The sequence below is a fragment of the Rhodococcus sp. 105337 genome (assembly GCF_012844225.1).
Taxonomy (GTDB): Bacteria; Actinomycetota; Actinomycetes; order Mycobacteriales; family Mycobacteriaceae; genus Rhodococcus.
In genome coordinates, this window is record NZ_JABAGQ010000003.1 from 337552 (window position 1) to 349869 (window position 12318).

Annotated in this window: 12 protein-coding genes; 5 read left to right on the top strand and 7 right to left on the bottom strand. The window is 66.1% G+C overall.

What is annotated here, in order from left to right; translation table 11 throughout:
* Positions 1 to 7: 7 nt before the first annotated feature.
* The 7 genes from HF886_RS07960 to HF886_RS07990 all read right to left on the bottom strand — a co-directional run bounded on the left by HF886_RS07960 (position 8) and on the right by HF886_RS07990 (position 6555).
* The gene (locus tag HF886_RS07960) at positions 8 to 1066 is read right to left on the bottom strand and encodes an MCE family protein (RefSeq protein ID WP_169651995.1); all 1059 of its coding nucleotides are present in this window, start codon (positions 1064 to 1066) and stop codon (positions 8 to 10) included.
* Positions 1063 to 2082 (bottom strand): MlaD family protein, encoded by a 1020-nt coding sequence (locus tag HF886_RS07965; protein WP_169621362.1) that lies wholly within the window; start codon positions 2080 to 2082, stop codon positions 1063 to 1065. The genes HF886_RS07960 and HF886_RS07965 overlap by 4 nt, the downstream gene beginning before the upstream one ends.
* 2 nt (positions 2083 to 2084) lie before the next feature.
* Complete coding sequence (locus tag HF886_RS07970) at positions 2085 to 3263, bottom strand: MCE family protein (RefSeq protein ID WP_169651996.1); 1179 nt, start codon at positions 3261 to 3263, stop codon at positions 2085 to 2087.
* Positions 3264 to 3273: 10 nt separating this feature from the next.
* On the bottom strand, positions 3274 to 4122 hold the full coding sequence (locus HF886_RS07975) for an ABC transporter permease (RefSeq protein ID WP_169621364.1): 849 nt from the start codon (positions 4120 to 4122) through the stop codon (positions 3274 to 3276).
* 19 nt (positions 4123 to 4141) lie between these two features.
* A complete protein-coding gene (locus HF886_RS07980) occupies positions 4142 to 4906 on the bottom strand; it encodes an ABC transporter permease (RefSeq protein ID WP_169621365.1) in 765 nt (254 codons plus the stop codon).
* 427 nt (positions 4907 to 5333) lie between these two features.
* Positions 5334 to 6239, bottom strand: coding sequence for a 3-oxoacyl-ACP reductase (locus tag HF886_RS07985; protein ID WP_169651997.1), 906 nt, complete (start codon positions 6237 to 6239; stop codon positions 5334 to 5336).
* A gap of 130 nt (positions 6240 to 6369) precedes the next feature.
* On the bottom strand, positions 6370 to 6555 hold the full coding sequence (locus HF886_RS07990) for a ferredoxin (RefSeq protein WP_169621367.1): 186 nt from the start codon (positions 6553 to 6555) through the stop codon (positions 6370 to 6372).
* Between the two features lie 110 nt (positions 6556 to 6665).
* Between HF886_RS07990 and HF886_RS07995 the strand changes: the two genes are divergently transcribed.
* The 5 genes from HF886_RS07995 (at position 6666) to HF886_RS08015 (ending at position 12306) form a co-directional block, all read left to right on the top strand.
* Positions 6666 to 7850 (top strand): acyl-CoA dehydrogenase family protein, encoded by a 1185-nt coding sequence (locus HF886_RS07995; RefSeq protein ID WP_169621368.1) that lies wholly within the window; start codon positions 6666 to 6668, stop codon positions 7848 to 7850.
* A gap of 16 nt (positions 7851 to 7866) precedes the next feature.
* Positions 7867 to 8982, top strand: coding sequence for an acyl-CoA dehydrogenase family protein (locus tag HF886_RS08000; RefSeq protein ID WP_169651998.1), 1116 nt, complete (start codon positions 7867 to 7869; stop codon positions 8980 to 8982).
* A gap of 19 nt (positions 8983 to 9001) precedes the next feature.
* Positions 9002 to 10639 (top strand): long-chain-fatty-acid--CoA ligase, encoded by a 1638-nt coding sequence (locus HF886_RS08005; protein ID WP_169651999.1) that lies wholly within the window; start codon positions 9002 to 9004, stop codon positions 10637 to 10639.
* A 45-nt stretch (positions 10640 to 10684) separates the two neighbouring features.
* A complete protein-coding gene (locus HF886_RS08010; RefSeq protein ID WP_169621371.1) occupies positions 10685 to 11449 on the top strand; it encodes an ABC transporter permease in 765 nt (254 codons plus the stop codon).
* 92 nt (positions 11450 to 11541) lie between these two features.
* Complete coding sequence (locus tag HF886_RS08015) at positions 11542 to 12306, top strand: ABC transporter permease (protein WP_346765324.1); 765 nt, start codon at positions 11542 to 11544, stop codon at positions 12304 to 12306.
* Positions 12307 to 12318: the final 12 nt, after the last annotated feature.

Genomic DNA, 12318 nt, shown 5'->3' on the forward strand with positions numbered 1-12318 from the left:
TCGGTACTCATTCGCCATCCCTCGTGATCGACGGCGGCTCTTTGGGAATCACGTTCTGGAGATCCTCGGGGAGAAGGTCGGGGGCAACCTGGCTGTCCACGATGGCTTTCCACCACGGCGCCGGCAGGATATTCGACACGTAGGCGTTGAAGAACGGCCCGCTGGCCACAGACTCACCGAGAGCGCTGATGTATGGTCCGAGACCGTCGAGCGCCCCAGCGATGTTGTCCTTGTTCGCCTGCAGGTTCGCGGTGACCGCGTTGAGCTTCTCGAGCGTCGGCCCCATCTGGCTCTGGTTGTCCTGGACGAGGCCGGTGAGCTGGCGCGAGACCGCGGAAATGTTCGCGATGAGTTCGGTGATGGCGTCTCGGCGAAGGTTCAGCTCGCCGAACAAGGCGTTGGCGTCGACGATCAGCGCGTTGACCTGATCGCTGCGCTCGGAGAGGATCGCGGTCACGTCCTCGGCCCGGTCGAGCAACTGCAGCAGGGACTCGTCCCGCGAGTTGATCGACTGGGACAACCGGGTCATGCCCTCGAGGGCACCGCGTATCTCCGGCGGAGTGTCCTGCAGCGAATCCGACAGGGCATCGAGCGACTCGTTGATCTGTCCGGTATCGAGTTCGGACACGGTGGTCGTGAGGTCGCCGAGCGCGTCGGTCAGCGAGTACGGCGAGTTGGTTCGGTCGATCTCGATGATCGTGCCCGGACGCATCACGCCGGAGCCTCCCGGACGCACTGCGAGCGACTTGCGGCCCAGCACGGTGTTGGTCTTGATGTCGGCGCCGGTGCCGTCGCCGAGGCCGATGCCGTCCTGGATCGTGAAGTTCACGAGTACGGTCTGGCCGTCGAGCTTCACGTCGGTCACGTCGCCGACCGTGACACCCGAGAGCATCACCTCGTCTCCGGCGACGAGTCCACCCGCGTCCTCGAATCGAGCCGAATAGCTCAGCCCGCCCGAGAGGAACTGGAGCTGGTCGTACTGCAACCCGGCGAGGACGATGGCGGCGGACACACCCAAACCGACGATGCCGATCTGGAGATGACTGCGTTCGCGCGGTGCACTCATTCGACCTTCGCACACCTTCCCGTGTCGTGGTTCGCCGTCGTGTACCTGACGGTGGTGCCGTCGGGTCCGGAGAACTTGAAGGTGTTGGCGCAGAGGAAGAACTGGAAGAAGTTGCCGTAGGCGCCCACCCGGATGAGTTTCTTGTAATCCGACGGGAGACGTTCGAGTGTGCGGTTGATGTCGTCCTCACCCAGATCGAGTTGTGTCATGGACCGATTGGTTTCGGCGATCACGGACTGCAGGTCGGGCCGGTTGTTCTGCAGCAGCGCTGCCAGATCCGCAGTGCCCCCGGCGATCTCCGGGATCGCGGCGCCGATCGGGTCGCGGTCTGCGGCCAGCCCACCGGCGAGGGCACTCAATTGGTCGATGGTCTCGGCGAACTCGCGATCGTGGTCGTCGATGGTGCCGAGAACGCCGTTCAGATTGTCGATCACGTCGCCGATCAACCGGTCGCGATCCGCGAGCGAATTGGTGAACGAATTCGTGTTGCCCAGCAAGGAGACCAGCGTCTGGCCCTGCCCCTGGAACACTTGCAGCAACGCGCCGGACAGGTCGTTGACCTGCTGGGAATCGAGCCCTTGCAGCAGTGGCTTGAACCCTCCCAGCAGCAGGTCGAGGTCGAGAGCAGGTTCGGTCTGCTCGATCGGGATGCTTCCGCCCGGCTGGAGAACGTCGACGCTGCCGGCTCCCTCGAGCAGTTCCAGATACCGGTCTCCCACCAGGTTCTCGTAGCGGACGGTCGCGCGAGTGCCGGTGAAGAGCGTGTACTTGGAATCGACGCCGAATTCGATTTCCGCGTGGTTGCCGTCCCCGATGTCGACCCCGTCGACCGACCCCACCTGGACACCGGCGATACGCACCTTGTCGCCGGATTTCAGTCCGGAGACGTCGGTGAAGGCCGCGTGGTAGGTCTCTTTTCCGGTGAACCGGGCCTGGCTGAACACCACTGCGAGGCCGGCGAACACGAGCACCATCGTGAGCGTGAAGATCAGGAACTTGATCGTGGTGGGCCGCATCGTCACTGCCCTGCCGCGAGTTGGTCACCGAACAGGTACTGGAAGATCGTCGGGTAACGCACCCATGCCTCCGTGGCCGGTTTGTACGGCGTGGTCCCGGTATCGGTCACCACGAACTTCGCGTTCCCGTCGCGTCGCGGATCGTAGTCCGGCATGCCCCAGCAGTTCGGGCCGCCGGAGGCCCCGACGACGGGCAGGTCCTGGGCCGCGTTGTACGGCGTGGCACCACCCATGAAGCTCGTGCTCAGCGTGAGCGCGGCATATTCACCCGTTCCGGCCATCGGTTCGAAGGCGATGCGAGCATCGTTGAGACCGATGATGAAGCACGTGAGTTCGGGCGAGTACTCGCCGAGGAGCCCGGTGGTGTACGACAAGCTGTCGAGTGCGGTGACCACTTGGTTCTCGTTCTCCCCCAGAACGTTACGACCGGTATCGGCCAGACCGGTGAGATTCATGAGCAACAGGTCGAGTTGCGACTGTTCGTCGACGATCGTGTTACCGACCTCGGTGGCGTTGCCGATCGTGGTCATCAGATCCGGCACGGTGTCCGCATAGAGATTGGCGACGTCGGCAGCAGCTCCCAGGTCGTATTGCAACTGCGGGAGCGAGGGGTTCATCTCGGCCAGGTAGGCGTCCGCGTCCGCGAGGGTGGCCCCGAGCGCATCGCCGCGACCGTTGAGCGCCTCCGAGAGCGCACCGAGCGTGGCGTTGAGCTTCTCAGGCTGCACCTGCGTCAGCACCTCGGACAGATGCTCGAAGACCGTATTGAACTCGACCGTCACACTGTCGGCCGCAATCACCGCGCCCTCTTGCAGCGGTACCCGTGACGGATCCTCCGGGACCACGAGGTTGACGAACTTGGCACCGAACACGGTGGTCGACTCGATCGACACGCGCGTGTCGGACGGAATGAGGTGCATCTGTCCGGGCTGCATCGCGAGCCGCAGCACGGCACCGTCCGGGGTGTGCTCGATGGACGAGACCCTGCCGACCTCGACGCCGCGCAGTTTGACCTTCGCGTCGGGTTCCATCACCAGGCCCGATCGCTGCGCGGTGACGGTGACGGGCGTGGTGGAGGTGAATCCGGCGGCAAACATCGTCAGTGCCACGAAGACGATCACGGCGAGCCCACCCACCAGCACGAACGCCGCGAGCTTTTTCTTCCACGAGGGAGTGTCCATGTGCCGCGCCCTATCCCGACAAGTTGAAGTTGCCGGTCGCGCCGTACACGGCGAGAGAGATGAGGAGGGTGACGGTGACGACTGCGACGAGCGACGCGCGCACCGCGTTGCCGACGGCCACGCCGACACCGACGGGTCCGCCGCCGGCGGTGAACCCGTAGTAGGTGTGGATGAGCATGACGGCGATCGCCATCACGATCGCTTGGACGAACGACCAGAGTATGTCGGTGGGTATGAGAAACGTCGTGAAGTAGTGGTCGTAGACGCCGGCCGACTGGCCGTAGATGACGACGGTCGCGAATCGGCTGGCGACGAACGACGCGATCACCGCGAGCGAGTACAGCGGGATGATGGCGATCATTCCCGCCAGGACCCGGGTGGAGACGAGGTACGGGATCGACGGGATGGCCATGGTCTCGAGTGCGTCGATCTCCTCGGAGACGCGCATCGCACCGAGTTGCGCCGTGGACCCCGCGCCGATGGTGGCGGCCAGGCCGATCCCGGCGATGGTGGGCGCCGCGATGCGGACGTTGATGAACGCCGCGAAGAACCCTGTGAGTGCTTCGACGCCGATGTTGCCGAGGGAACTGAACCCCTGCACCGCGATGATGCCGCCGGTGAACAGGGTGAGGAATCCGACGATGACGACGGTACCGCCGATCACGGCGAGGGCACCTGTCCCCATGCTGATTTCGGCGACGAGCCGGAGGGTTTCCTTCGGGTACTGCCGGAGCGCGCGAGGGATCGTCGCGAGCGCCTTGCCGTAGAACAGGGCCTGCTCGCCCAGACGGTCGATCGACGTCGAGGCGCGGGAGAACCGTCGCACGGCCCTCGGGAATCGCCCGGAGATCACTGCCATGGTGTGTCCTCCGCGTTTCTCATCCGGCCGTCAGCTTGATGCCGACGGCGGTGACGAGGAGGTTGACGACGAACAGGGCCATGAACGCGAAGACGACCGTCTGATTGACGGCGTCCCCGACGCTCTTGGGGCCACCTTTGACGTTGAGTCCGAGGTAGGAGGCGACGAGGCCTGCGATCATGCCGAACAATCCTGCCTTGACCTGGGAGATCATGAGTTCACCGAAGCCGGTGAGAAGCGTGATGCCGTTGATGAAGGCTCCGGGGTTCACGTCCTGGAGGAAGACGGAGAACACGAAGCCACCGAGGATGCCGATCGTGCAGACGAGCCCGTTGAGCAGCAGCGCGACGACGGTGGACGCGAGTACGCGCGGGACCACGAGCCGATGGATCGGGTTGATGCCGAGCACCCGCATCGCATCGATCTCCTCGCGGATGGTGCGGGCTGCGAGATCCGCACAGATCGCGGTGGCTCCGGCACCGGCCACGATCAGCACCGTGACCATCGGCCCGACCTGCGTGACGGCTCCGAGCGCGGCCCCGGCACCGCTGAGGTCCGCCGCACCGATCTCGCGGAGCAGGATGTTCAGGGTGAAACTCACCAGGACGGTGAAGGGAATGGCCACGAGAACGGTCGGCACGAGAGACACCCGCGCGACGAACCACGCCTGGTCGACGAATTCACGTCTCTGGAAGGGCCTGGTGAACACCGCCCTCGCGGTGTCGCCGGTCATTGCGAAGAGGCCGCCGACGGCGCGCAGTGGAACCTCGAGGAGATCTACCACCGTCTCCCCTTTCGTTCGCCGGCCCGACCGAAATCCGACCGTGCGCAGAAATCTGCTGTGACCCGCGTCATAGTAACTAGAACGTGTTCACGTGTCAAAGAAACATCCTGTAGACAATTCATCCGTTTTTTCCGCAGCCGCACTCTCCGCGTCCCCACTCTCGCTAATACGGACATAAGGCGCATTGATCAGCCGTTTTTCCGTGGATTCGGCACTACTCTCCCGCTCGCCCCAACCCCGGAAGACGATTCAACACAGTTGAATATTGAAATTGAACGGAGATAAAACTAGAACAGGTGTCCTTTGCCGCCGACGCGCGGCGCACTGCCGACGCGGAACCGGCCGGTCGGCGTGATACGTACCCTTCGCCCAGGATACGTGTCACGCAGGGTTGCAGAGAGTTCCGGCTCGGGCGAGTCGGAAGCGTTCACAGTTTCAGTGCGTCGGACGCGGAGAACGTCGCAGCCGGATCGCGGTCCGCGAAGTAACCCCCCAGTTCGGCCGCGAGGGCGTCCGGTGTCCACTGCACGTCCGCGTCGAACCGTTGCTCCACGACCGGCGCGGCCATGAGTGCGACCATCGGCCCGTACACGATGAAGACCTGCCCACTGATGTGGTCTGCGGCGGGCGAGGCCAGGTAGGCAACCAGATTCGCCACATGGTCGGGCGAGAGTGGATCGACCTCACCGTCCGGCGGGGCGCCGAAGACCGATTCGGTCATCGCCGTGCGGGCACGGGGGCAGATCGCGTTTGCTCGCACGCCGTAGCGCGCCAGCCCCCGCGCGGCCGACACCGTCAATGCCGTGATGCCGGCTTTCGCGGCACCGTAGTTCGCCTGCCCCTCCGGCCCGAGCAGCCCCGCCTCCGACGACGTGTTCACGATGCGCCCGTAGACGGGCCCGCCGGCCTCCTTGGACTTGCCCCGCCAGTACGCGGCGGCGTTGCGGCACAACAGGAAGTGGCCGCGCAGGTGAACCGCGACGACCGAGTCCCACTCGTCGTCGGACATGTTCGGCAGCATCCGGTCACGCGTGATGCCCGCATTGTTGACCACGATGTCCACTCCACCGAACTCCTTCTCGGCGGCGTGAACCATCGCATCGGCGGTCGCGCGCTCGGCGACGCTTCCCGGCACGAACGCCGCACCGGGTCCGATGGCGCGGATCTGCGCGAGAGTGTCCTCCACGGAGTCGTTGGCGACGAGATCGTTGACAACCACCGACGCGCCGGCGCGAGCCAACGCGATCGCTTCGGCCCGCCCGAGGCCCGCACCCGCGCCGGTGACCACGGCGACCTTGCCTTCGAGGGACACACCGCTGCCGACAGAACTCATCCACGCACTCCTTGCGATTCGGGCCGGCCGGACGGCCACACCCCGGTGGACGTCCCCGGCACCACATCGGGACAGTCCAGAGAATGTAGAACGTGTTCCTGTTTATGACAAGACGCGACGGGGTCCCAGTTCACCCTTCGGACAGGGCTGCCCTGGGGCACTGCGCAATTGCCTCACGCACGTTCGCCTCACTACCCTCGGGAACCGGGTGCTTCACGAGCAACTCGTCGTCGTCGTTGAGATCGAACACCTCGGGCGCCACCCCGACACACACGCCGTTCGCCTCGCAGCGGTCGAAGTCGACCTTGACATCCATGACCCGAACCCCGTTTCACTTTCGTACCGACCCGACCGCCTCAGGCTAGAACGCGTTCCATTTCTGTGCAATGATTCGCGCTAATCCCGCAGCGGCGAAGTGGAGCGTTCGTGGACATCAGCTATACCTCCGAGCAACAAGCGCTACGTGAGGAATTGCGACACTATTTCACCCATCTCATGACTCCGGAACGGCGTGAGGCCCTCGCCGCGACGACCGGCGAGTACGGGGCCGGCAACGTCTACCGCGAGATCGTGCAGCAGATGGGCAAGGACGGCTGGCTCACGCTGGGCTGGCCCGAGGAGTACGGCGGCCAGAACCGCTCCGCGATGGACCAGCTGATCTTCACCGACGAAGCCGCGATCGCAGGCGCACCGGTCCCGTTCCTCACCATCGATTCGGTGGCGCCGACGATCATGCATTACGGCACCGCGGAGCAGAAGGAGTATTTCCTCCCGCGCATCTCCGCGGGCGAACTGCACTTCTCCATCGGTTACTCCGAGCCCGAAGCCGGCACGGATCTCGCGTCGTTGCGCACCACGGCCGTGCGCGACGGCGACGAGTGGGTGATCAACGGTCAGAAGATGTGGACGAGCCTGATCGCGTACGCCGACTACGTGTGGCTTGCGGTGCGGACCGACCCGGATGCGAAGAAACACAAGGGCATCAGCGTTCTCATCGTGCCCACCGACGCGGAGGGGTTCTCGTATACCCCGGTCCACACCATGGCCGGTCCGGACACGAGCGCCACCTATTTCGAGAACGTCCGTGTCCCCGCGTCCGCTCTGGTGGGCGAGGAGAACGCCGGATGGTCCCTGATCACCAACCAGCTCAACCACGAGCGTGTCGCGCTCACGTCCGCCGGACCGGTGCTCACCGCGCTCGGCGAGGTGCGCCGCTGGGCGCAGCAGACGAGGCTGCCCGACGGACGCCGCGTCGTGGACCAGGAATGGGTGCAGGTGGGCCTGGCGCGGGTGCACGCCCGTGCGGAATACCTCCAGTTGATGAACTGGGATATCGCGTCGAGTTCCGGCAAGACGCCGCTCGGGCCCGGGCCGGCGTCGGCGAACAAGGTGTTCGGTACCGAATTCGCCACCGAGGCCTACCGTGTGCTCATGGAGATTCTGGGACCCGCGTCGACGATCCGTCAGAACTCTCCGGGCGCGCTGCTGCGCGGACGGATCGAACGTATGCACCGCAGTTCCCTCATTCTCACCTTCGGCGGAGGCACCAACGAGGTCCAGCGCGACATCATCGCGATGGCCGCCCTCGGCCAGCCTCCCGCCAAGCGCTAACGAAGGATCCTCCACCGTGGACTTCACCCTCACCGAGGCTCAACAGGACCTGTCGAGCCTGACCCGCAGCATCGTCACCGACATCGTCACCAACGACCATCTGCGCGTGCTCGACTCGCTCGACGACCGGATCGACCGGACCTTGTGGGACCTCCTCGCCTCCTCGGGAATCCTCGGCGCGGCATTGCCGGAGTCGGTGGGCGGCGACGGGTACGGGCCGCTCGAGCAGGCAAGCATCCTGCTCGAACTCGGCCGCGGCGTTGCCGCCGTCCCGTATCTGACGTCGATCGCGGTGTGTGCCTCCGTCATCGGTGAATTCGGTACGCCGCAACAGGTGTCGGAGTGGGGCAGGCCGGCTGCCGCCGGTGGGACGATCCTCACCGCCGCACTGTCCGAAGAACTCGACGACGACCCGGTGGCCCCCACCACCCGAGCACACGCCGTGGACGACGGGTACGTGCTCGACGGCACCAAGACGGTCGTCGACGCCGCACCGGTCGCCGACGGATTCCTGGTCCCGGCGTCGCTGGAGGACTCCGTCGTGGTCTTCCTCGTGCGGGCCGACGACCCGGGTGCCGGGGTCACCCGCCAGGCAACGACCGACCGCGGCAGCAGAGGCATCCTCACGCTGGACGGGGTGAGGCTCGACGCCGGCCGGGTGCTCGGCACGGACGGCGCAGCCGTGGCCGCCCGGCTGCGGGATCGGACCCTGCTCGGGTCGGCCGCCTACCAGTGCGGAGTGCTCGACCGCGCACTCGAACTCACCGCGCAGTACGCCCGCGAACGCATCCAGTTCGACAGGCCGATCGGCAGTTTCCAGGCTGTCGCGCAGCGACTCGCGGACGCCTACATCGACACCAAGGCGGTCCGCCTGACCTTGTGGCAGGCCGCCCACCGGATGGCCTCCGGCGAACCGCACGACGAGGAACTCCGCAGTGCCGCATTCTGGGCGGCGGATGCGGGACACCGCGTGGCACATACCGCGATCCACGTGCACGGCGGCGTCGGCCTCGACGAGGACCATCCCGTCCACCGATACTTCCTCGCCGCCAAACAGCACGAGTTCCTCCTCGGTTCGGCCACCGCACAACTGCGTGCGCTCGGCCGGGTACTCGCCGACACCCCCGCCTGACCGGACGACGAGGACTGCCATGACCGCCGATCCCACTGTGACCTCGCTGCTCACACGCCTGTCCGACATCGACGACCGCGGCATGGCCTTCGAGGACACCCGTATCTCGTGGCGGGAACACGTCCGCGCCTCGCACGACCGCGCGGCGTTGCTGCGCGACCTGCTCGACGAGAACGCTCCCCCGCACATCGGGGTGCTGATGGACAACGTGCCCGAGTTCTCCCTGCTGCTCGGTGCCGCCGCACTCTCCGGATCAGTGGTCGCGGGCCTGAACACCACCCGTCGAGGCGAGGCGCTCGCCCGCGACATCGCGCTCACCGACTGCCGCGTGGTCTTCACCGAATCCGCTCACCTGCCACTGCTCGACGGTCTCGACCTTCCCGGCGTGCGCGTGATCGACGTCGACTCCGCCGACTGGCCGGAGATGCTCGCTCCGTTCGCAGGCTCGGCCCCGGTGGTCGCGCAGACGAAGCCCGACGACTTGTTCATGCTCATCTTCACTTCGGGGACGAGCGGAGATCCGAAAGCGGTGCGCTGCACCCACGGGAAGGTGACCGGCCCGGGGCTCATGCTCGCGGAGCGGTTCGGCCTCGGGCCGGATGACGTGGTCTACCTGTCGATGCCGATGTTCCACTCCAACGCGATCATGGCCGGCTGGGGCGTGGCGCTGGCAGCCGAGAGCAGTGTGGCACTGCGGCGCCGGTTCTCGGCATCCGGGTTCGTCACCGATCTCCGGAAGTTCGGTGTCACCTACGCGAACTACGTCGGCAAACCCTTGTCGTACATCGTCGCGACACCGGAGCGCGCGGACGACGCCGACAATCGTCTGCGCATCATGTACGGCAACGAAGGCACGGCTCCTGCGGTCGCGGAGTTCACCCGACGATTCGGCGCCCGGGTCGTGGACGGCTTCGGTTCCACCGAGGGCGGCGTCTCCATCGCCGCCACCCCCGGTGCGCCGCCCGGGGCACTCGGAACGCTCCCCGACGGCATCGACATCCTCCATCCGGAAACCGGGAAGCCGTGTCCTCCCGCCGAATTCGACAGCGACGGCCGGATCGTCAACGCCGCCGACGCCACCGGCGAGTTGGTCAACACTCGTGGAGCCGGAATGTTCAGCGGCTACTACAACAATCCCGAAGCCGACGCCGAACGTCTCCGCGACGGGAAGTACCACAGCGGAGACCTCGGTTACCGGGACGCGGACGGGTTCGTCTATTTCGCCGGCCGCAGTTCCGGTTGGCTCCGTGTCGACGGCGAGAACCTCGGCGCCGCGCCCATCGAGCGAGTCTTGATGCGATACCCGGGTTTCGCCCAGGTGTCCGTGTACGGAGTCCCCGACCGGCACGTGGGTGATCGCGTGATGGCGGCCGTCATACCCACTGTCGCCGAGGAATTCGACGCGAAGAGATTCGCCCTCTTTCTCACCGAGCAGACCGATCTCGGCCCCAAGCAGGTGCCCACACTCGTGCGCGTCTGCCGCGAGTTCCCCCGGACCGCGACGTTCAAGATCCTCACCCGATCGCTCGCTGCAGAACGATGGCACTGCGCCGATCCGGTCTGGGTCCGCGAGCGCGGCGATGCCGAATTCGTGCCCTTGTCGCCGGACACGACACACCTCCTCGAACCTCTCACAACGACATCGGGACACCGATAACGTCTAGCCGAACGCCAGGAAGACCCGTGGGAGAAGCGAGGATCGATGGGATCGGTGCCCGGTACCGCAGCGCGCGCCCTCGGGAGTTTCTACGCGTTGTCGCTCGACGCATTCGTGAGTGCGTTCCGGGGCCCGTTCCAGTGGCGTGAATTCCTCTCGCAGTTCTGGTTCATCGCGCGGGTGTCCCTCGTCCCGACGGTCCTCATGTCCATCCCGTTCACCGTCCTGGTGGTCTTCACCCTCAATTCGCTGCTGCTGGAGATCGGCGCGGGTGATCTCAGCGGTGCGGGCGCCGGCCTCGGCGCGATCACACAAATCGGTCCCCTGGTGACGGTTCTCGTCGTGGCCGGAGCAGGCGCCACAGCCATCGCAGCGGATCTCGGATCGCGCACCATCCGTGAGGAGATCGCTGCCCTCGAAGTCCTCGGTATCGATCCCGCGGCGCGCCTGGTGCTGCCGCGCGCGCTCGCGTCGACGGCCGTCGCGGTGACGCTCAACGGGGCGGTGTGCGCGATCGGGCTCACCGGCGGATTCTTGTTCTCGGTGACCTTCCAGAACATCGACCCGGGCGCCTACGCCGCGGGCGTCACCTTGCTCGTGGGGCCGGGAGAACTCCTGCTGTCGGAACTCAAGGCGGCCGTCTTCGGGCTGCTCGCAGGTCTCATCGCATGTCACCGCGGCCTGTCCGTCACCGGCGGACCGAAGAGTGTCGGCGAAGCGGTCAACGAGACCGTGGTGTTCGCGTTCGTCGCCCTGTTCCTCGCGAACATGCTGCTCACCTCGATCGGGATCGCGGTGATGGGTCGGTGAGCGTGCCACGGCCCACCGGCGGGCGGGTCGCGCACGCTGCGCGCCGGACCGGTCACGGTCTCGACCGCGCGGTCGACACCGTCGGCCGTCAGGTGGTCTTCTCGATCGGTGCACTCGCCTCGACCGGGCGGGCCGCCCGCCAGTATCCACGCGAAACACTGCGCGTGGTCTCCGAGATCGGGCTCGGGACCGGCATTCTCGCGATGATCGGTGGGAGCGTCGCGATCATGGGGTTCCTCACCCTGTTCGCCGGTGCGACGGTCGCGGTGCAGGGGTTCACGTCTCTGGGCAATATCGGGGTCGAAGCGCTCACCGGGTTCCTGTCCGCCTACGTCAACGTGCGGGTCGTCGCGCCCGTGACCGCCGGAGTGGGCCTGGCCGCGACCATCGGCGCGGGCACCACCGCACAACTCGGCGCGATGCGCATCAGTGAAGAGATCGACGCCCTCGAAGTCATGGCCATCCGCTCGGTGCCGTACCTGGTGGGTACCCGCATCCTGGCCGGCCTGATCGCGGTGATTCCGCTCTACGCGCTGTCCGTGCTCGCCGCGTTTCTGTCGAGCCGTATCGCCACCGTGGTCGTTCTCGGTCAGTCCCCGGGGGTGTACGACCATTATTTCTCCACGTTCCTGCGCCCGGCCGACGTGGCGTGGTCGTTCTTCCAGGCGGTCGCGATGGCACTCGTCGTCATGACCGTGCACAGCTACTACGGATTCACCGCGAGCGGTGGTCCTTCCGGTGTGGGTGTCGCAACGGGCCGCGCGGTGCGCATGTCCCTCATCGCCGTCGTGACGATCACCCTGCTCATTTCGCTGGTCCTCTACGGCAGCGCCCGCCAGCTGCATCTGGCCGGGTGAGAGCGGTGCGGG